This is a genomic window from Bacillus sp. RC252 (assembly GCF_044909215.1).
Lineage (GTDB): Bacteria > Bacillota > Bacilli > Bacillales > Bacillaceae_G > Bacillus_A > Bacillus_A mycoides.
Map to the genome: position 1 here is coordinate 61656 of NZ_JBIYDV010000018.1, position 19822 is coordinate 81477.

Annotated in this window: 19 protein-coding genes; 13 read left to right on the top strand and 6 right to left on the bottom strand. The window is 35.3% G+C overall.

The window, feature by feature from the left end:
• Nucleotides 1-130 precede the first annotated feature (130 nt).
• Together ABH960_RS22585 and ABH960_RS22590 are read left to right on the top strand one after the other, a co-directional pair.
• A complete protein-coding gene (locus tag ABH960_RS22585) occupies nucleotides 131-1093 on the top strand; it encodes a tubby C-terminal domain-like protein (RefSeq protein WP_404448538.1) in 963 nt (320 codons plus the stop codon).
• Between the two features lie 31 nt (nucleotides 1094-1124).
• Complete coding sequence (locus ABH960_RS22590) at nucleotides 1125-1307, top strand: hypothetical protein (protein WP_404448540.1); 183 nt, start codon at nucleotides 1125-1127, stop codon at nucleotides 1305-1307.
• An 89-nt stretch (nucleotides 1308-1396) separates the two neighbouring features.
• Here the strand turns inward: ABH960_RS22590 and ABH960_RS22595 are convergent, their stop codons facing one another.
• A complete protein-coding gene (locus ABH960_RS22595) occupies nucleotides 1397-1597 on the bottom strand; it encodes a helix-turn-helix transcriptional regulator (protein ID WP_404448542.1) in 201 nt (66 codons plus the stop codon).
• Nucleotides 1585-1944, bottom strand: coding sequence for a DUF3796 domain-containing protein (locus ABH960_RS22600; RefSeq protein WP_002013983.1), 360 nt, complete (start codon nucleotides 1942-1944; stop codon nucleotides 1585-1587). The genes ABH960_RS22595 and ABH960_RS22600 overlap by 13 nt, the downstream gene beginning before the upstream one ends.
• A gap of 331 nt (nucleotides 1945-2275) precedes the next feature.
• Between ABH960_RS22600 and ABH960_RS22605 the strand changes: the two genes are divergently transcribed.
• From ABH960_RS22605 to ABH960_RS22630, 6 genes are all read left to right on the top strand, one after another.
• Nucleotides 2276-2470: a hypothetical protein gene (locus ABH960_RS22605; protein ID WP_002142517.1), complete on the top strand. Its 195-nt coding sequence runs from the start codon at nucleotides 2276-2278 to the stop codon at nucleotides 2468-2470.
• Between the two features lie 88 nt (nucleotides 2471-2558).
• Nucleotides 2559-3284: an ABC transporter ATP-binding protein gene (locus tag ABH960_RS22610; protein WP_002033261.1), complete on the top strand. Its 726-nt coding sequence runs from the start codon at nucleotides 2559-2561 to the stop codon at nucleotides 3282-3284.
• Entirely contained in the window at nucleotides 3277-4941 is a 1665-nt protein-coding gene (locus ABH960_RS22615; RefSeq protein ID WP_002167957.1) for a putative ABC transporter permease subunit, read from the top strand. Before ABH960_RS22610 ends, ABH960_RS22615 begins: the two co-directional genes overlap by 8 nt.
• Nucleotides 4942-4997: 56 nt before the next feature.
• A complete protein-coding gene (locus ABH960_RS22620; RefSeq protein WP_404448545.1) occupies nucleotides 4998-5756 on the top strand; it encodes an SDR family oxidoreductase in 759 nt (252 codons plus the stop codon).
• A gap of 336 nt (nucleotides 5757-6092) precedes the next feature.
• Nucleotides 6093-6818 (top strand): hypothetical protein, encoded by a 726-nt coding sequence (locus ABH960_RS22625; RefSeq protein ID WP_404448547.1) that lies wholly within the window; start codon nucleotides 6093-6095, stop codon nucleotides 6816-6818.
• Nucleotides 6819-7193: 375 nt separating this feature from the next.
• Nucleotides 7194-7346: a hypothetical protein gene (locus ABH960_RS22630; RefSeq protein ID WP_002033270.1), complete on the top strand. Its 153-nt coding sequence runs from the start codon at nucleotides 7194-7196 to the stop codon at nucleotides 7344-7346.
• Between the two features lie 372 nt (nucleotides 7347-7718).
• Here the strand turns inward: ABH960_RS22630 and ABH960_RS22635 are convergent, their stop codons facing one another.
• Nucleotides 7719-8093: a winged helix-turn-helix transcriptional regulator gene (locus ABH960_RS22635; protein WP_002013973.1), complete on the bottom strand. Its 375-nt coding sequence runs from the start codon at nucleotides 8091-8093 to the stop codon at nucleotides 7719-7721.
• A 127-nt stretch (nucleotides 8094-8220) separates the two neighbouring features.
• On the opposite strand from ABH960_RS22635, the gene ABH960_RS22640 reads away from it, so the two are divergent.
• On the top strand, nucleotides 8221-8901 hold the full coding sequence (locus tag ABH960_RS22640; RefSeq protein ID WP_002167961.1) for an NAD(P)H-dependent oxidoreductase: 681 nt from the start codon (nucleotides 8221-8223) through the stop codon (nucleotides 8899-8901).
• Nucleotides 8902-8985: 84 nt separating this feature from the next.
• Here ABH960_RS22640 and ABH960_RS22645 read toward each other — a convergent pair whose 3' ends face one another.
• Nucleotides 8986-10659: an alkaline phosphatase gene (locus ABH960_RS22645; protein ID WP_404448549.1), complete on the bottom strand. Its 1674-nt coding sequence runs from the start codon at nucleotides 10657-10659 to the stop codon at nucleotides 8986-8988.
• A 267-nt stretch (nucleotides 10660-10926) separates the two neighbouring features.
• On the opposite strand from ABH960_RS22645, the gene ABH960_RS22650 reads away from it, so the two are divergent.
• Complete coding sequence (locus ABH960_RS22650) at nucleotides 10927-11979, top strand: pyruvate kinase (RefSeq protein ID WP_078203903.1); 1053 nt, start codon at nucleotides 10927-10929, stop codon at nucleotides 11977-11979.
• A 363-nt stretch (nucleotides 11980-12342) separates the two neighbouring features.
• Entirely contained in the window at nucleotides 12343-12624 is a 282-nt protein-coding gene (locus ABH960_RS22655) for a DUF1292 domain-containing protein (protein ID WP_003190466.1), read from the top strand.
• 195 nt (nucleotides 12625-12819) lie between these two features.
• Here the strand turns inward: ABH960_RS22655 and ABH960_RS22660 are convergent, their stop codons facing one another.
• Nucleotides 12820-14115 (bottom strand): histidine--tRNA ligase, encoded by a 1296-nt coding sequence (locus ABH960_RS22660; RefSeq protein WP_404448592.1) that lies wholly within the window; start codon nucleotides 14113-14115, stop codon nucleotides 12820-12822.
• A 276-nt stretch (nucleotides 14116-14391) separates the two neighbouring features.
• Entirely contained in the window at nucleotides 14392-16185 is a 1794-nt protein-coding gene (locus ABH960_RS22665; RefSeq protein WP_404448552.1) for a response regulator, read from the bottom strand.
• A gap of 269 nt (nucleotides 16186-16454) precedes the next feature.
• On the opposite strand from ABH960_RS22665, the gene ABH960_RS22670 reads away from it, so the two are divergent.
• Nucleotides 16455-18617, top strand: coding sequence for a serine hydrolase domain-containing protein (locus ABH960_RS22670; protein WP_404448554.1), 2163 nt, complete (start codon nucleotides 16455-16457; stop codon nucleotides 18615-18617).
• A 225-nt stretch (nucleotides 18618-18842) separates the two neighbouring features.
• Entirely contained in the window at nucleotides 18843-19319 is a 477-nt protein-coding gene (ybaK, locus tag ABH960_RS22675; RefSeq protein WP_097833175.1) for a Cys-tRNA(Pro) deacylase, read from the top strand.
• Nucleotides 19320-19822 lie beyond the last annotated feature (503 nt).

A 19822-nucleotide genomic window follows, 5' to 3' on the forward strand; every position in this document is an offset into this window, starting at 1 on the left:
AAAAATAGCGCTACTATACTAAGGTCATTCACGTGTTATAATGCGATAATTAAATGTTTATATATACATAGTTTCTCAGAGTGATGCGATGTCATGTATGAGCTGTGTAACAACTAGAGGTGAGTGAAGGATGTTAACGTTTTTATTTGAGTTAGACAAGGCTATTCCAAAGAAGGATGAGCCACGGTATGTTGCTTATGCAAATGGCTTTATCGAAGGGGATTTAACGATTTGTGTGGGTGACAGAGTACTTCTTCAGAAGTCATGCATGAAGGTCGCAGAGCTGGGCATTTATTTAGGACAGTGGATGGAACAAGTTCAACATGGGCAGAAAGAACAATTGAATTATGAAACGAGTGACCGTGAGGAAGTAATTCTCGGATTCGTATATGAAGAGGAAGATCAGTGGAGAGTTTTTTCCAGTTGGCAGCAATTTGAACTTCAAGAGCGTATATCAACTACAACATTAGTAGAGACCGTTCAACGCTATTTATATGAGCTAAATAAGGAACTGCGCGCGATAGGATATCCTGTGACATTTGATCAGTACTTAAGAGGAGAGCGAATGATGCAGCTTTCTTATAAACGACTGTGTGATAGTAAAGCGGATACGACTTCGATAGAGGTTTACAATGGAAGCGAAGGAGTAGGCGCAGTACGGGGCTATTATAAAAATACGTTGATGAAAGTGCTAGACTTCATTCCGAAAGTCGGTAGTAATATCATTTATGAAATAAAGGATAGTAAGAACAATATTCGCGTCATTGCAAAGGATGTAAGTAGGCAGCGTCAAAGAAGGATTTTAGTAACGTACATCGATAATAATGATGCAGAGCATGAAATACTTGTATGTGACGGAAAGTTATTAGATGCAAATTTCTTATTTACTTTTACATATAAGACAGAAGAATATGTTGTTCACAAAACTTCAATTGGGCTTGGAAAATTATTACGAAACGGCTATGTAATCGCGGATTGGAATATTCGTCTTGAGGAAGATATGTATTATATCGAGATGGATGTATATGATGAGGAATATATAGAGGATCAATACTTACTGTTAGGTGTATTTCATGCTGTTTTGTATGGGTGATAAAGTGAAACTTTAATCAGTGGGGGTCTTATTGCCCGTAAATAGTGGGATAAATGAGAAGTACCGGTATTCTTCATGGAAAGAATACTGGTATTTTTTATGTGGTTCTGGAAAAAGTACGGTATTTTCGTTGCAACATACTGGTCACTTTGATGAATGTAGTGATAAAAACCATAAAAATAGGCGTATCAAGCAAAGTGTTGATACACCTTAAAACTACATTGTTAAACAACATGCGTCATCGTGTAGTATACCTTTTATTACTGTAGATTCAGTCTTATATATTAAACTTGGTGCTCTTTATTAATCCTCAAAAATAAAAACCTCATCAATCGTACTATGAAGTGCCTTCGCTATATCGTGAGCAAGCTGTAAGGAAGGATTATATCTTCCTTTCTCAAGATGGCTAATCGTTTCACGACGTACACCAACCTTTTTCGCTAAATCTTCCTGCGTCATATGCACTTTGGCGCGGTATTCTTTTATCTTCGTTACGAACGCCATGGTGCATCTTCCATTTCATCAACTGGTTTATCGTAAAAGAACATAGAGAAACCGAACGTAAGAATGAGTGTGCTGAAAATAAGAGCGATATCAATCTCTTGTAGTGTAGGGCTTGGAAATAGCATTTCAATAAAGATAATGATAGCGGTAGTTAATAACGTAACGATAAAGGCGTTGCGGCAAGATTTATTGACGATTTGTTCAAACAGTTCATCGTGTTGAACCGTTCTATACGTCGTGAAAAAGGAGAAGAAACAGAACAGAGTAAACAATCCTTTTTCATAAAAAAATCCGAGAAACCCAAAGAAACCGAGAAATCCTAAATATTTAATCCAAGTCGTTTTCATGATAGATTCTCCTTTCGATGTTAGAAATAAAGTGAAACTTTAATCAGTGGGGGGTGTTCATCCCCCACTGATTATTAGCCTTCACCAATCGGGCGTTTACGGGCAGTTGATCTCCCACCTAACTTCTTTGCTCCAGCCGAATTTTGAGGTGGGAGTCTTACTGCCAGTTAATGCGGGATAAATCACTATATGTTATAAATATATCACATATGGAAATTCATAGTAATAATAGTTTTGCGATTTATTTCATAATAATAGTAAAAAAGGTTAAATATTCTGTAAAATAAAAAGGGAAATATCGTAAAATGGATGTAAGGAGGGGGAGGACGAAATGTTAACTGGGATAATGATCGTTATATTACTTGTAGTTATTACTGTAATTGGAACGGTGTTAATTGGGCGAAATGGTGATGCGAATTATAGTAAAGCGACAAAAGGAAATATTAAACGACTTACGATGATTTATATAATACTAGCTGTTGTTTTAATTGTTGGATTAGGAGTTTATATTTATTTTAAAGGTTAAAAAAACTGAAAAATGTAAAAATCTAAAAATATAAGTATGCTATAATGTTAATATAGTTAATTGGTAATTAAGGAAAGGATTGGATGTAATGATCGAAATTTTGAATGTGTCAAAAAGTTATAATGGATCTACCTATGCAGTAAAAGATTTAAGTTTATCTGTACCGAGCGGAGAAATCTTTGGGTTTTTAGGACCGAATGGTGCGGGTAAATCAACGACAATTAAGATGATTACTGGTATTCATGGGGTGGACAAAGGAACCATTACAATCAACGGTAAAGATATTATGAAAAATCCGATGGAAGCGAAGAAAACATTTGGCTATGTTCCAGATAGCCCGGATATGTTTTTACGATTAAAAGGGATTGAATATTTAAACTTTATGGCTGATATGTATGAAGTACCGAAGGAAGTAAGACAAGAACGAATAGAGTCATTAGCGAAGAAGTTTGATCTGTACAATGCTTTATCTGATCAAATTCAAAGTTATTCACACGGTATGAGACAAAAGATTGTTATTATCGGTGTGCTCGTACATGAACCAGATGTGTGGATTTTAGATGAACCGTTAACAGGTCTTGATCCGAAATCTGCCTATATTTTAAAAGAAATGATGAGAGAACATGCTGATAAAGGGAAGATTGTATTTTTCTCGACACACGTATTAGAAGTAGCTGAAAAAATATGTGACCGCGTCGCGATTATTAATAAGGGAAATCTTCAGTTTAAAGGGAATTTAAATGAAATGAGAGATCATTTTGAATCCAATGAATCACTTGAAAAAATGTTCTTGGAGATGACGGGCAATGAGTAAAATTTGGACGTTAACGAAAGTATTATTGAAATTAAATTATGCAGATTTCATAACAGATAAAAAGAAAAGATGGGCGTATTTATTTTCATTTGCAGCCATTTTATTTGTAGGTTTTTTAATATTCGGTTCGATGACCCATGGAATATATGAAGGAATGATACACCTCGGACAGGATCCAGGAATTGTTATTGCGATGGGATTAGCAGTTGCTAGTATATGGGTATTTTTGATGAGTATTATGAACATTTTAACAGTGTTTTACTATAGTAATGATGTTGAAATGTTGCTACCGTTACCGTTAAAACCAGCGCAAATTATTTCGGCAAAGTTCTTTACAGTGTTAATTACACAATACGTAATGAGCTCGTTTATTTTATTGCCTATCTTTATTACTTACGGTTTAAAGAGTGGTGCTTTCATTACATATTACATTTATATGATTGTCATTTACTTATTCTTCCCGATCATTCCGCTAGTTTTAGCTTCGTTAATTATGACAATTATTATGAGGTATACGAATATAGCGAAAAATAAAGATCGAGGAAGTATATTTATTGGAATCGTAAGTATACTATTTATCGTCGGAATCAATGTATTTATGCAATGGAGAAATAAAAGTGCAGTATCTGGAGCTGGAGATTCAGTTGCGAATTATCTTACAAATAATCAATCCTCCCTTTTCATACAAATGACAAATTATTTTCCAACTACATATTTTGGTGCAATGGGATTAGTAGAAAATGCATCGTGGAAGGGAATATTATACGTACTAATATACATTCTTATTTCTATCGCATTTTTCGGTTTGTTTTATTACATTGCAGAGCGTACATATTTAAAAGGGGTTATTGGACTTTCAACGAGTACAGCAAAGAAAGAGGTAATTTCAGCAGAAGGTTTACAGAAATCAACAGTACAAAGTTCTCATTTAAAAGCATATGTGAAAAAAGAATTTAAAACGTTATTCCGTACGCCACAATTTTTCTTAAATTGTATTGTGCAAACTTTCGTTATGCCAATTATGCTGTTCTTTGTTTTGTTTGTACAAGATGGAAATTTAAAATGGATTACAGGGTATATTGATAATCCAGAATCAGCAGGTTTCGCAATTGGTGTGGGCCTTTGTGCATCCTTATTTTTAATGGGGAGTAACGTTATTGCAACAACGTCATTCTCACGAGATGGAAGCTCTTGGTTTGTGAATCGTTACTTACCAGTAAAGGCTTCGGATATCTTTTTTGCGAAAGCGATAACGGCCTGGTTAATTAATGTAGTCATTTTAGGAGTATTCGGTATTACAATGGCATTTGTAGCAGGTATTTCGCCAGTCTTCATGATACTTTGGTTCTTACTAAGTGCGAACGGTTTATTGTTAATTAATTTAATCGGTACACGCTGGGATGCACAAACTGCAGATATTCATTGGGATACAGAACAGAAATTATTTAAAAGTCGATATACAACTTTGTGGAATTTTTTAGCTAATATTTTAATAGCTTTAGTTATTGTAGCGGGTGTAAGTGTATTATACTTCTTCCTTCAAGTAGGACTTTGGATTATGTTTATCGTTTTATTTGTAATGTTTACGATTGTAAATTATATCTTTATTAAAATTTTAAAATTAGGCGCTGAGCGTATATTGTCAAATATTAATTAAAAAGGTAGATCCTCTGTATTCGTGCAGGGGATTTATCCATAGATGGAGGAGAAAAGGTGAAGAAAATAGCAATTGTAACAGGGGCAACTCGTCTGAATGGAATTGGTGCAGCTGTATGCAAGGTGCTTGCTCAAAATGGGATAGACATTTTTTTCACGTACTGGCCTCGGTATGATAAAGCGATGCCATGGAGAATGAATGATCAAGAGCCCTTTTTGTTGAAAAAGGAAATTGAAAGTTACGGCGTTCGATGTGAAATGGCAGAAATAAACTTATCGCAGTCTTATTCGCCTAATCGTGTATTGTATATGGTATCAGAACGTTTAGGGGATCCATCTATTCTTATTAATAATGCGGCGTATTCTACTCCTACGAAAATTGAAGAGTTAGATGTAGAACAGCTAGATAAACATTATACGGTTAATGTTCGTGCTCCTATGCTATTAAGTTCATTATTTATTAAACATTTTTCACTTAAAACGAGTGGAAGTATTATAAATCTTACTTCTGGGCAGTCATTAGGCCCGATGCCAGATGAACTAGCATACGTAGCAACGAAAGGAGCAATAGAAGCATTTACAAAGTCAGTTGCACCAGTTGCTATGGAGAAGGGGATTACAGTCAATGCTGTTGATCCAGGACCGACGAATACAGGATGGATTACAGAGGAATTACAGCATCATTTAGTATGGAAATTCCCGCAAGGAAGAGTTGGAGAACCGGTGGATGCGGCACGCTTAATTGCTTTTTTAGTAAATGAAGAAGCGAAGTGGGTTACTGGGCAAGTCATTCATTCGAACGGTGGTTATTCATAAAAATATTATGTTAACAATTGTTGAGAAATAAAAAAATTAGTAATTATTTTGTTTTTTGTATAAATAAAATGTCAAGAAAGATAAAAAATTGATAGGGGAGTATGTTGTCATTTGTAGATTGTAAATCTTCATGTGACAACATACTCTTTTTCTTTTGCTACAGAGGAGGAAAATGTAGTAGAAAAAACTCGAATATTAAAATGAATTTATCGTTTTTTGTACGTATTATTATGAAGATTACTGTCGGAAAGATGGTGATTCGTATGAAAAGGGATTTTTTAAGGGGAAATAGAATCGTAAAGAGAAGGATAAAATTGTAAACATAGGGGGATTTTTATGAAAATGAAAAAGGTCGCTATCGCATCAGTAGCAATTGGTACAATGCTTACAATGGCAGCTTGTAGTACCTCCACAGATAAAGATGCAGCGAAGAAGGATCAGGCAACTGCACAAAATGAAGAGCAATCGAAAACGACAAGTGCAGATGAAGCGTCAAAAACAACGAAAGATACTGAAAAAGACACAAATACTTCTTCGAATGAAAAAACAGATAAGGATGCAAAAAATACAAAGGAATCATCAGGAACAGAAAGTAACGGCAAAACAACAAAAGAAAAAGAAACGACAGGAAAAACGAATGATCAAACTACTAGCGGAAAAACAACAGATCAAAGTACAAGTACAAACAACAACGGAAAAACAACAGATCAAAGTACAAGTACAAACAATAACGGAAAAACAACGAAAGATCCGAAGAAAAGCGTCGCTGTGAAAACAAATGTAAAAGAAGTCGTTACATTAATTGAAAGCTTGGACAAGCAATTAGCTGCAAATCCTAAATTAGAAACAGTTAATAAACTTGGAAAACAAATTAATGAGAAGTGGGATGTCATTGAAAAAGAGTTAGAAGCATCACATCCGACTGAATATAAAACAATTGGCCAAAGTATGTATCCGTTAATTGTAGGAGCGGAGAAAGAAAAGATAGATGTTAATAAGATGAAGTCATTAACGACGAAAACGAAAAAGGATTTAAATCAATTATTGACGAAGCTTTCATAGTTTCAAAAGCCTACTCGTGTGAGTAGGCCTTTTTAGTTTGGTGTACATTCTCGTTGGGTGTTAAGAAATAAAGACTTCATTTGAAAGGAACATCACAATGATAAAAAAGAGTGATAACTATTAAAGATATTTTTTGATAGGAAGTCATATAAAACGCTCCCTTGTATTTATATTTGCAATTTAGTAGTTTTTAAAGTTCATTATTTTCTACAAAAATTTCATTTTGTAGAAAAGGGGAATGGATTGATATGTACGATAAAGAGGAAGTTTATGATGAAGAAATTGCACCAGTATCGCAGAAAATCCTAGAAATATGTAAACGAGAAGAACTTCCAATGGTCGCACAATTTTATTTAGCGGAAGAGTCTCCATACAGTGGCTGTTCAACCATTATATTGTTCGTCAGCAATTGTTCAGGGAGAACATAATGAAGAAGAAGGCATTCAGCAGTTACAATCAATTGCTCAAATTATGAAATACGGAACAAATGGACTACCAGTAGTAATGACGGCAATGATTCGAAAATAAAAAAGCAGCTAACAAAAGCTAGCTGCCCGACTCTCCAAGGGGGAACAAGGAGAAAATCTAATGTCATGTATAGTATTGACGGAATATTTAATTTTATTCAAGGAGGGCTTATTTTTAAATGTAATTTAGGGTTGGTTCCAGAAAAGTGACATACCACAAAAATATAAAATTATTAAAAGGACAATTACTATGAAAGCAATTAAAGAAACTTTCTTCCATAAATTTTTCATCAGTAGACCTCCTTTATGAAGAATATTAACACTTTTCCAGAATCTGACCCAAATAATCCTTTTACTCAAAAAAAGATCGCCTGTATACTAAGAGGCAATCTTTTTTGAGTTGTTTGTAATGGCTAATTACAGGTTTTAAATACTATTTAGTGTTATTTCTACTTTCCAAAACCTGCTCCATATTATTAGTCGCCCATTCCATCATTAAAAGGATAATTGGACGTAGCGACTCGCCTAGTTCGGTTAGCGAATATTCTACTTTAGGAGGTACTTCACGATATACCTCCCGATGTACGATGCCATCTGCTTCAAGTTCTCTAAGTTGAAGTGTTAACATTCTTTGGGTGATATTAGGTTTTAATCTTTTTAATTCATTAAATCGTTTCTTACCATCTAATAAATGATAAAGAATAACACCTTTCCATTTTCCGCCAATAACCTCGACCATAGCTTCTACTGGACAAGAATATTTATTTAAAAATGGATAATTTACATCATCTTCTTTTGAACTAATCATAAAAAGACTCTCCCTTAACAATAGTATCTTTTTTGATACTATAGCACATAAATGTGCGTACTTGTATCATTGTTACTTTAAAAATATAATTTGGTTAAATAATAATTTAATGAAAAGGGGATCTTTTATGACTAACACAAAACAAAATACAAAACAAAAAATTATTGAGGCTTTTAACTTTAGACATGCATGTAAAGAATTTGATCCTATGAAGAAAATTTCAGAAGATGATTTTAAATTTATTTTAGAAACAGGAAGATTATCTCCTTCTTCTTTTGGATATGAGCCTTGGAAATTTATTGTGGTACAAAATAAAGAATTAAGAGAAAAACTATTACCATATTCATGGGGAGCAGGTGGGCAACTTTCAACAGCAAGTCATTTTGTCATTGTTCTTTCAAGAAACATCAAAGATATGCACTATGATGCAGAGTATATTCAGCACATGATGAAAGATATTATTGGATTGCCTGAAGAAGCCCAACAAATGAGATATGAATTCTTCAAAAAATTCCAAGAATCGGATTTTAAATTGTTAGACTCCGAACGTGCTGTATTTGATTGGTCATCAAAGCAATCTTATATTGCTTTAGCTAATATGATGACTAGTGCAGCTCAAATCGGTATTGATTCTTGTCCAATGGAAGGATTCGATAAAGAAAAAGTAGATTCTTTACTTCGTCAAGAAGGAATTTTAAAAGATGATAATCTTGAGGTGTCAGTTATGGTTGCATTCGGATACCGTAAAGGAGAACCAAAATTTAATAAAACAAGACAAACTATGGATACTATTGTTGAATGGATTTAATAAGATAAATTTGTATCCATATAACGAAAAAAACGCTACCCTTTCTATAGAAAGGATAGCGTTTTTTTATGTCTGTTTTTAAATTTAGCGAGAATGCTTTGTGAATAGTTGAATTGCTTTTTCAGGGACATAGAATTTCCCGTTGCTTTCTACAACGATGCCTCCTAATTCATAATCTTTCCCACCAATATAGATAATGTTTTTATTAACAAACAATTTGGCCGCCGTATTATTGCGTTTTACTACAAGCACCGGGTTTCGTACATCTTTTTTGTCAATCGTTACAGTTGCACCAATTTGTTTAAAGGATGTTTCAGCATCTAAGAATAATTTCTTAGATAATTCTCCTAATTGAAAGCCCATTGCTTTGGCCATTATTTTCGCAACGTCTGTATTTTGGACTAAACCGTATGGCTTTTGAGGACCGTAAGAGTATAAGAATACATCTTCACCCGTATGACCACCAGTTGTAAAACCGATGTTCGCACGGTTGGCCAATAATTTAGTAAGGATTGGACCTACATCAGCTTTCTTATGTGCAGCGTTTAACTTTTCTCTTTCATCCTCAGTTAGGTCGTCTAAACCGTAAAGAGCAGCGACCTCTTTTATATTAGATAAATCATCTTTTAGTTTATTTGTAGCACCCTCAAGTGTCATTTTCGCCTTTTTCAGTGGAGCAATGTAAGCTGATACTGGTGTGGTATCATATCCTTTTGTAGTATTGCTGTTGCCAATGGAAATACCGCTATTACCATGATCCGCTAAAGCAATGACCATAGTGTCACCATCTTTTTTCGCAAATTCTAATGCTTCTGTAACCGCATCATCAAACGCCAATATATCGCTAATCATCCCGATTGGGTCATTTGCATGTGCTGCCCAATCTGCCTTACTACCTTCTACGAATAAGAAAAAACCATCTTTATCTTTTGATAATGTTTGAATGGCTTTTCTCGTCATCTGGGAAAGAGTGGGCTGCTCAGGATGATTTGCTTCACGATCCATATCGAACGCAAGGGCAGTATTAGAGAAAGAACCCCAGATTTTATTTGATTTGGAGTTTAATAACGTATCTTTTGTTTCGACAAAGTCGTACCCTTTGTCTTGAATCACTTTTACTAAATCTTCGTTGTCTTTACGAATTCCGTTGCTTGTCGTAGGCTGAAGTGCTGCTTTTCCACCACCTAATACAACTTCTATATTTTGATACACTTGCTGTTCACCAAGTACTTCGAAATCTTTACGGTTAACGTGGTGGGCAGAGAAACTAGCCGGAGTAGCATGTTGAATTTCTGATGTAGCAATGATTCCTGTCGCGCGACCGGAACGTTTTGCGCCTTCTAAGACGTTGGCAACTGGACGAAACTTGCATTCTTCTTTCACTGGTTCTAAACCAGGTGAATTCACAACAGAAGGTAATACGCCCACGTAGCCTGAATTTGATTTATTTCCTGTCGCTAAAGCTGTGGCTGCTGGTGCAGAGTCCGTAATAGCCGATTCTGCTGAGTATGTACGAACACCTCCGGATACAATTTGATCTAGCGCAAGAGGTGAACCTTTGTACCACCGGGCTAATGTTGTAGCAGAAGAACTTGTCCCATCTATAACCATGAAAATCACATTTTTAGGTTGCTTTCCTGCTTTTTTTACCTCAGCTTTTACCTCATTATCGTTCATTATGATTCCTGTTGCTAATGTAAATAGTGCTACCGTTCCCGCTAATGTTAGTCCCATTATTTTTTTTCGAAGAGTAGTCATTGTGGTTCCTCCATAGGTCGTTTTCGATATCCCAATCTAACGTTCGTATGTAAACAAGATTTATTATTAGTAGTACCCCATTGCAACGAAACTAACAATAACGATTGAGTCAAAATGTTGGGCACAAAAAGTTAAATTAAAGCTATTTCTTCAGCAAAATATTCTCTTCATATAAAACCTCTTTGCACCCTTAGTTACAAGGTCTTTCCTATAAAAAGAATCTTCTCTTTATTTTATGGGAAACATTTAAAAAAGGATGGTGGGGACATGACAATTGATCGAGTTTGTACAATTGGGCCAGCGAGTAATAATGAAGAAACGTTAGCGCAGTTAATAAACAATGGTATGAAAATTGTTCGGTTAAATTTATCACATGGTACGCATGAAAGTCATAAAGACATCATTCGTTTAGTAAAATCGTTAGACGATTCTATTAAAATTCTAGGGGATGTACAAGGTCCTAAAATAAGATTGGGTGAAATGAAAGAAGAACAAATTACACTTGAAGCAGGGGAGTTATTTACTTTATATACCAATCCAGTGCAAGGGAATAAAGAAGAAGCAAGTGTTGATTATGTGGGGATTGCGAATGACGTAAAAGTTGGAAGTAGAATTCTTATTAATGATGGAGAAGTTGAGTTAATCGTTGAAAAGATAAGTTCGGAAAAAATAGAAACAAGAATAAAAACAGGTGGCAATATTTCCTCTCATAAAGGGGTGAACTTACCAGGTACAATTGTTAGTTTGCCAGCTATTACGGAGAAAGATAAAAAAGATATTCAATTTCTTCTAGAAGAGGAAGTTGATTTTATTGCGTGTTCTTTCGTTCGAAAACCTAGTCATATAAAGGAAATACGAAGTTTTATACATGAACATAAAGAAACTTCCCCAAATTTAATTGCAAAAATAGAAACGATGGAAGCAATCGAGAATTTTCAAGACATATGCAAAGAAGCGGATGGCATTATGATCGCAAGGGGAGATTTAGGTGTGGAATTGCCGTATCAATTTATTCCACTGTTACAAAAAATGATGATTCGTGAGTGCAATCGAACGAATACATATGTCATTACAGCGACACAAATGCTTCAATCTATGGTAGATCATTCTATTCCTACAAGAGCTGAGGTGACAGATGTATTTCAAGCTGTATTGGACGGGACGAATGCTGTTATGCTTTCTGCTGAAAGTGCGTCAGGAGATCATCCAATCGAAAGTGTGAAAACGTTACGTCTCGTTTCTGAATTCGCTGAGCATGTAAAAAAAGACGGTCCTTTTGCGATGAAAGATGTATTGGAATTGCTGCATAAGTCTCTTTAGTTTATATAGAAGGATTTATCTCTCATCCTAAAAACGTACGGAAAGGAATCAGGATAGGAGATGCTATTTTAGTATTTACTTACAGATTGAAAGGTGGCATTCCAGCTGCCTATATGAAAGAACCATTATGGAACATGGAGGTCTTTCGGAAATCTAAAGAAGGATTTTAAATTAATTAATCCAATTATCTCATTTAAAATATGTTCATTCCTATTCATAAATGATATCCTTATAGTTGAATACTTTTGCTGAATCAGCAAGAATTTGTTGTTCTTTCTGTATGAATTCAACTTTTTTATGGAAAGATATGTTAGTAAGTGTGCAATTTGAACGTTTTATTTTTTAGAGTATGATAGGAGGAGAATGAATATGGAAGCAATTGAAGTAGGCGAAATTTTTAGTCTTACCGATGAGAATAATGAAGAACAGGAAGTTGAAGTGCTTGGAGCGATGGATGTCGAAGGTGCAGAATACATTGCGGTTGCCTTTGTAGAAGACATTCAAACAGAAACTGAGGAAGACATTGATATCTTCTTTTTAAAAATAGAAGAAGATAATGAATTCTCATACATAGAGAATGACGAGGAATTTGAAAAAGTATCTGCGGCGTTCGAGAAGATTATGGACGAGCAAGAACAAGAATAATAATAAAAAGAGTTAGACAAAAAGAGGGAGATGCATATTTGCCCTCTTTTTTTTATATGGTTGAAAATCATATTTATATCAATCGATAATTATATTATGTAAACTAAATGGTTTTTAATCCCGCTATTTGTGGGCAGTAAAAGCCTTCACTTTATTTCTTCACTAGAAAAACCACCCAAATGAGGGTGGCGCTTATTATATATAGTTATTAAATGTGTTATTTTCCAAGGAAGAGAGGGGAATCTTCACTTCAGTACCTTCCTTCATATTACGCAATACAACTGTTTCTGTAGATAGTTCCTCTTCACCAATTATTAGTACATACGGGATATTTTCTTTATTGGCATAATTAAGGGCACGTTTCAATTTACGTCCGGCTAGTTCAAGTTCGATTTTTAAGGAAGTAGTAGAACGCAATTGCTGGGCGATTTGTAAACATTGTAATTCTGTCCCGAGTGGAATGATAAAAAGATCTGCTGTAGATGATGTTGTTTCTTTCTGTGATAGAGCTGTATAAATGACATCTAATCCGAATGAAATACCGACTGTTGGATAGTTCATATTATCACCACGGAATGCTCCGATAATATTATCGTATCGACCACCGCTACCGATGCTAGATGTAATGCTAGCGTCTTTTAGAAAGATTTCATACACAGTGCCTGTATACATTGTGAGTCCTCTTGCTAAAAACGGATTGAATATCGTATTTTCATTTATTCCGAGAGCGAGTAAGTATTGCTGTAGTTGTTGTAGCTCCTCTACTCCATCGGCGACAAGTGTATTATTGAAAGTGTCTTTAAAGTCGGCAATAGGGAGCTTTAGGCAAGATAAAACAGTATTACATATGGTATCGGCCATTTCTACAGTAATCCCGCGCTCCAATACATCTTTTCGTACACCATCAATCCCAATCTTTTCGATTTTATCCAATGATAAAATTACGTCACTCGTTAATTCGGTAGGGATGTTAATAGACTGGAGAATACCATTTAATAATTTTCGATTATTATATTGAATCGTTACTTCTAAGTTTAACGTTCGGAATAGTTCAAACGCCATGCTCATGAGTTCAGCTTCCGCCATGACTGATTCTACACCGACTATATCAACGTCACATTGAATGAACTCACGGAATCTTCCTTGTTTAATTGGCCCATCTCGAAATACTTTTCCAATTTCATATCGTTTAAAAGGAAGGCGGATATTTGGGTTCATCGCGACAACTTTTGCGAATGGAATTGTTAAATCGTAACGTAAGGCAAGGTCGCGTTTTCCTTGATCCTTAAGCGTATATATTTCTTTTAAAATCTCATCACCACCGCCGTACTTGTATGACATAAGTTCATACATATTTAACGTTGGAGTTTCTAAAGGTTTACATCCATATCGCTCAAACGTATCTTCACATGCTCTTTTAATTTTATTTCGCAGTACTTGTTCCTCTGGTAAATAGTCTTTTGTTCCTTTTACATTTTTCATTTCCACTATAATCACTCCTCTTTTAAATTAAAAAAAGCTATGCAGGTATAAAAATACCCACATAGCTTTATGAACGCTTCGTGGGTCAACAGGAATAGCCCTGTACCCACGAAGAAAAATTTTTCTTCGGATACACGGCGTTACGTATGATGATGAAGTTGGAAAGAAGTATTAAAAGTTCGCATTACAAATCTCTCCTTAATAAGTTTTTTACAAAGTATAACAAATGATTTTCGAAATATCAATATTTTCAGTTTCAAGAGAAACATATTACTTTTACATTACCTACAGAATGTTTTCTGTTCGTGCCATTTTAATTGCTTCTTCACGGTTGTTGACACCAAGCTTTGAGTAGAGATTTGAACAGTAATTACGAATCGTTCCCTCCGATAAAAGCAGTTTAGCGGCAATTGACTTGTAACGTAGCCCGTTTGATAGATGCTCTAAAATTTCCATTTCGCGTTTTGTAAGTCCGTACGGGTAAGTTTGTTTAGTCGATCCGATTTTTTCTAATTGCTCACGTTGAAGTTTCATTTCCTCGAAAACTCGTGTAGCAACCGATTGATCGATCCAAGTCCCACCATTATAAATAAGCTTCAAGGCTTCCTTCATTTCTTGTGGATGAATAGACTTCAACATGTAACCTTCAGCTCCATGCTCTAGTGCAGTTGTTGCTTGTAAGGAATCTTCAAATGTTGTCATAAGAACAATTTTCATATTAGGCCAACGTCGCTTCATTTCTAGTAAAGCTTCAATACCATTCATTTCTGGCATTTGAATGTCCATTAGTACAATGCCAGGCTGTAATTGTTCACATAATTTTAAAGCTTCAGCTCCATCGTGTGCTTTACCAACAACAGTAAAATCAGTGTGATGCTCTAAAATTTGCTCTAAACTATTTGTAATAAGTTCCTGATCATCAACGACCAATAAGCGAATTATGTTATGTACAAATTCTGTTTGTAATGGAATATTACAAACGATGAATGTTCCTTGCTCAGTACTAGAATGAACAGATAATGTACCATGAAATTGTTCAAGTCGTTCTTTCATTCCACTGAGGCCAAAGCCAAATTGAATTTCTTCCATTCCAATACCGTTATCTTCAATTTGCAATCGAAGTTGTTGTCCGTCGAAATGCAGTTGAACGGATATGGTGCTCGCTTTACCGTGCCGAACAGCGTTTGTTAACGACTCCTGAAGACAACGATATAGGCAAAAATTCACTTTTTGCATCACAAGAGTTTCATTGCCAATCGTACGAAAAGTAACGGTTGTACCTGTAGATTTTATAAATTCTTCTGTTAATTGTTGCAGTGATTCACTTAATGAATTACTAAGTGGATTATGAGATAGCTCGTGTAGATGCTTTCGAATGTCATCTAGACTATGCTGAGCAATGCTGATAAGTGAATCAATTCTTTCAAACTGTGAATTCGGTACTGATGATTTTAGTGATGTGACGCCAGCGATGAGAGAAGTAAGTGTATGACCAATTGTGTCATGTAGCTCATGTGACAATCGATTACGCTCTTCTATGAGAGTAAGCTCTTCAATCCTTTTAATATGTTGTTCTAATAGTAGTTTTTGCTCTTCAATAATTCGAGATTGTTTATGATACTGAATTAATATATTAAAAGAAACGCCAATGGCAAAACCGATACTACAACTAACAATCATTTCGTATGGCGACCGCCCGGCAATCAAGGCGTTCAATAATGGGAATACAAATCCACAAAAAATACCGCTCCATATATAATTATTTTGATTACTACATAGGCCAATAGTGATTACGAGTAAAATGAAAGGCCAAAGTAAATTTGGGGCTACGGATGCTAAATAAAGATAAAAACAACCTGCGGTGATAATATCGAATGCAGGGTACCATTCTGTTTTCTTATATCGAATAATTAATGGTACAAGGTAAACGACAAAAGCGAGAGCAAGTACGATTATACTTGACGTATGAATGAATGATGGAAACATAAAATTAGTACCGATGATAATGAATAGCCAAAACGTTCGTACTAATATAAATATCCAATCATACCAAAACCATTTTTTTGTGAATGATAACATAAATTATGCACCTACTTATATTTTAAGATTAATTATCTAATGATTCAGATTCATCATGTAACATATCTTTTAAATCGTCAATAGAAAGACAGACAACAAAGCATGTCATATGAAGCAGTTGACAGTTTATCACATGTTTTATGTGACAGAGGTGCACATAGTGGCACGAGTAAATTAAAGCATTTTGTCACTATCCTATTTAACAATATTGAAGTTAAGGTGAGGGAGTGAGGCAACAGAAAAATTCAAAATAATAGGAGCGATGTATAATGAAGTCATTTTTCTTAAAAAAAGGAACGGCCCTTACTTTAACAGGGACTATATTGGTTGGAGCGTTAGCGATACCTTCTCATGGAAACATACATGCGGTAAACAAAAAGATATCAACTGAGCAAGTTGTCGATAAAGCTGCCGATACAAAAAATATTCCAGGAGTCATTGTTACTGTGAAAAATGGAGAAGCTAGTTGGTCATATGCTTCTGGTGAAGCAAATATTGAGAGGAATCATAAGGTAGATGCTGACTTTGCTTTCAGGATCGGGAGCACAACGAAGACGTTTGTAGCTACAGTTGCATTGCAGCTTGCTGGAGAGAAGAAACTAAGTCTAGATGATACGGTAGAGAAATGGTTGCCGGGACTTATAAAAGGGAAAGGCTATGATGGTAACAAAATTACGATTCGTCAATTATTAAATCATACAAGCGGAATTGCAGATTACTTGACTCCAAATCTTAAAGCGAAATTAATAGAGAATCCAAGTAAGAATTATAGACCGGAACAATTAATTTCCCGTGCCTTAGAATTAGAACCGGTAAAAGGCTGGTCATACTCGAATACGAATATGGTTATTGTAGGATTGATTATTCAGAAGATAACAGGGGAATCATATACCGAGCAGATAAAAAAACGAATTATTGAACCTCTTAGTTTAAAAGAAACAGTCCTTCCTGGAAGTTCGATGGATATTCCGAAAAAAAATGCCCGTGGCTACTTGAATACGGGAGATAAATTAGTAGATATTACTTTGTTTAATCCATCAGTTGCTAATGCTAGTGGTGAAATGATTTCGACAGGAGAAAATATGACAACGTTCTTCCGTGCCTTATTAAGTGGTAAACTACTGACACCGGAGATACAGAAGGAAATGGTGACTAACACAGTTGATACCCCATTAGGAAAGTATGGGCTTGGCATTCACGCAACAAAATTGCCAGACGGTACTGAAGTATGGGGACATGGTGGTGGTATTCCTGGTTTTACTAACTTTGCTGGTGGAACGGAAAATGGTCAACATGTTATCTCGATAAACATTAATGTATTAGGAGCAGAAAAACAGATTAACAATATATTAGCTTCAGAATTTGCAGAAAAATCAAAAAAGGAACTTGCGGATAAGGAAAAGAAAAGTAAGCATAGAGAAGAAGTAAAATACGTAATGGATCGAGTAGTAACGAATAAAAAAATCCCAAGTGTTATAGCTGGCGGATTAAAGGATGGAAAGCGGTGGTCTTATGCTACAGGGACGGCAAGTTATGAAATACCACGCCCAGTGGAACCGAATTTTTCATTCCGTATCGGAAGTATCACTAAGGCATTCACAGCTTCTGTTGTACTGCAATTGGCTGAAGAGAAACAATTAAACCTTGATGATTCAGTCGAAAAATGGTTGCCAGGAGTCGTACAGGGTAACGGATATGATGGAAATAAAATTACAATTCGTCAGTTGTTGAATCATACAAGTGGAATTGCAACCAATATAGATAAGGATATGCGAGATTTTACACTGCCCCAAAACCCATTTCGGTACTATAGTACCGATGAACTTATCAGTTTAGCACTTGCAAAGCCGCCTGTATTTGCACCAGGGGAGGGCTGGGACTATTCGAACACAAATACTGTTATAGCTGGGAAGATTATTCAAAAGGTAACAGGAGATACGTATGCGGAGCAAATTAGAAAAAGATTCATTGAGCCACTGGGGTTAAAAGAGACATTCGTAATGGAAGCAAGTCCGCACATACCAGGTGAACATGCTACAGGATATAGTATGGATAGATCGGGTCGTTTATATGATTTGACAGAAATAAATCAGTCATGGGCGAATGCAGCTGGAGATATGGTTTCAACAGTGAAAGATTTGACTACCTTCTTCAGTGCACTGTTGGGTGGAAAGCTTCTAAATCAAGAGCTAATGGATCAGATGTTCAAAACAGTAGATTCACCTATAGGTAAGGTTGGACTAGGAATTTATGAAGAAAAAACACCGGACGGACAATCATATTGGGGGCATGCTGGTGGGACTTATGGATTTGAAACGAGGGTCGGTGGACCTATTGGAGGAGAGCATATTTTAGTAACTGCTATCAATGCAGTAGGTCCAGAGGTTATTGAGGGGAGGGATAAAATATTTAATAAGGAGTTTGGACGTTAAATGTAAAACCGACATCAAGCCTTTTATTTGAAGGTGAGAGTCGGTTTTCTTTTTGCTCTCTTAGTACCTTTAAGTTGAGGATGTTTAGAGTCAAAACCTAATAATTAAAGTTTTACTTTAAATTGAACAATATGTGAAGTTTTGTAGGAGAATTTGAAAAAGGTGTATAATAAAAGGAAAATTAATGATGTGAAATAAATTTCTATGTATTAAAAGGAGAAGCTCATGAAAAAAGATAAAACAAATGCGATGCGAATATTAGATAAAGAAAAAATTGAATATTCCATGATGTCATATGATCCGGACGATGGGAAAATTGATGGCGTATCAGTTGCCGAGAAAATTGGACGAGAAGTGAGAGAAGTATATAAAACGTTAATCGCTCAAGGGAATAGTAAAAATTATCATGTTTTTATCATTCCAGTAGATGAGGAACTAAATTTAAAAGCAGCCGCAAAAGCAGTAAGTGAAAAGAAGATTGAAATGATTCCTGTTAAAGATATTACGAAAGTTTCAGGGTATATTCGCGGCGGTTGTTCACCGGTCGGAATGAAGAAGTTATTTTCTACATGCATTGATGAGAGCGCACAAATACTTGAAACGATGATAGTAAGCGGCGGGAAAATCGGTATACAAATTGAGCTGAAAGTTGATGACTTGGCGAAAGTGACGAGAGCGCAGTTTGGTGAGGTAACGAAGTAAATATACATAGAGGAAGAAGTTCTAGTTTTATTAAATTCAGATAATAATTTATAGGATAGTTAGTCCATTATGAGGGCGGATTATCCTTTTTTATTTACATAATGAATGAAATGAAAAGAGATTGAATTTTTAGTTTAATCAGTATAATATGGATGTGTAATTTTAATCATTTGTTTGGCTCTAGGAGGAGTACAATGCCTCGTTGCAAGGACTTTAAATAAACAAGCAGAGTTACTTTTAAAGATAGACAAAGGACGGGAGAGTGTTTTAATGAGGGTTCAAGAAATACCCATAAGAAAGCACATATTGGGGGATGCCAGTATTTTGGAAAAACCCTACGCTAACTAAGATCATGCAAGATTTTATACAGTTTTTTGGCTAATCCAGTAACAAACAAGAGCCCTAAAACCGTGCCAGGATAGGAATGTATAAAAAAATGTATAGATTCATAGAACTAAAAAAGAAGGTTCCCTTGTGAGTGCAGGGTTCTCCTTTTTCCTTGC

Coding starts and splice junctions, on each gene's coding strand:
- ABH960_RS22615 (WP_002167957.1), top strand. CDS start 3,277: ATGAGTAAAATTTGGACGTTAACGAAAGTATTATTGAAATTAAATTAT.
- ybaK (WP_097833175.1), top strand. CDS start 18,843: ATGAAAAAAGATAAAACAAATGCGATGCGAATATTAGATAAAGAAAAA.
- ABH960_RS22665 (WP_404448552.1), bottom strand. CDS start 16,185: ATGTTATCATTCACAAAAAAATGGTTTTGGTATGATTGGATATTTATA.
- ABH960_RS22600 (WP_002013983.1), bottom strand. CDS start 1,944: ATGAAAACGACTTGGATTAAATATTTAGGATTTCTCGGTTTCTTTGGG.
- ABH960_RS22635 (WP_002013973.1), bottom strand. CDS start 8,093: ATGATTAGTTCAAAAGAAGATGATGTAAATTATCCATTTTTAAATAAA.
- ABH960_RS22640 (WP_002167961.1), top strand. CDS start 8,221: ATGACTAACACAAAACAAAATACAAAACAAAAAATTATTGAGGCTTTT.
- ABH960_RS22605 (WP_002142517.1), top strand. CDS start 2,276: ATGTTAACTGGGATAATGATCGTTATATTACTTGTAGTTATTACTGTA.
- ABH960_RS22625 (WP_404448547.1), top strand. CDS start 6,093: ATGAAAATGAAAAAGGTCGCTATCGCATCAGTAGCAATTGGTACAATG.
- ABH960_RS22585 (WP_404448538.1), top strand. CDS start 131: ATGTTAACGTTTTTATTTGAGTTAGACAAGGCTATTCCAAAGAAGGAT.
- ABH960_RS22650 (WP_078203903.1), top strand. CDS start 10,927: ATGACAATTGATCGAGTTTGTACAATTGGGCCAGCGAGTAATAATGAA.
- ABH960_RS22655 (WP_003190466.1), top strand. CDS start 12,343: ATGAATATGGAAGCAATTGAAGTAGGCGAAATTTTTAGTCTTACCGAT.
- ABH960_RS22595 (WP_404448542.1), bottom strand. CDS start 1,597: ATGGCGTTCGTAACGAAGATAAAAGAATACCGCGCCAAAGTGCATATG.
- ABH960_RS22645 (WP_404448549.1), bottom strand. CDS start 10,659: ATGACTACTCTTCGAAAAAAAATAATGGGACTAACATTAGCGGGAACG.
- ABH960_RS22610 (WP_002033261.1), top strand. CDS start 2,559: ATGATCGAAATTTTGAATGTGTCAAAAAGTTATAATGGATCTACCTAT.
- ABH960_RS22670 (WP_404448554.1), top strand. CDS start 16,455: ATGAAGTCATTTTTCTTAAAAAAAGGAACGGCCCTTACTTTAACAGGG.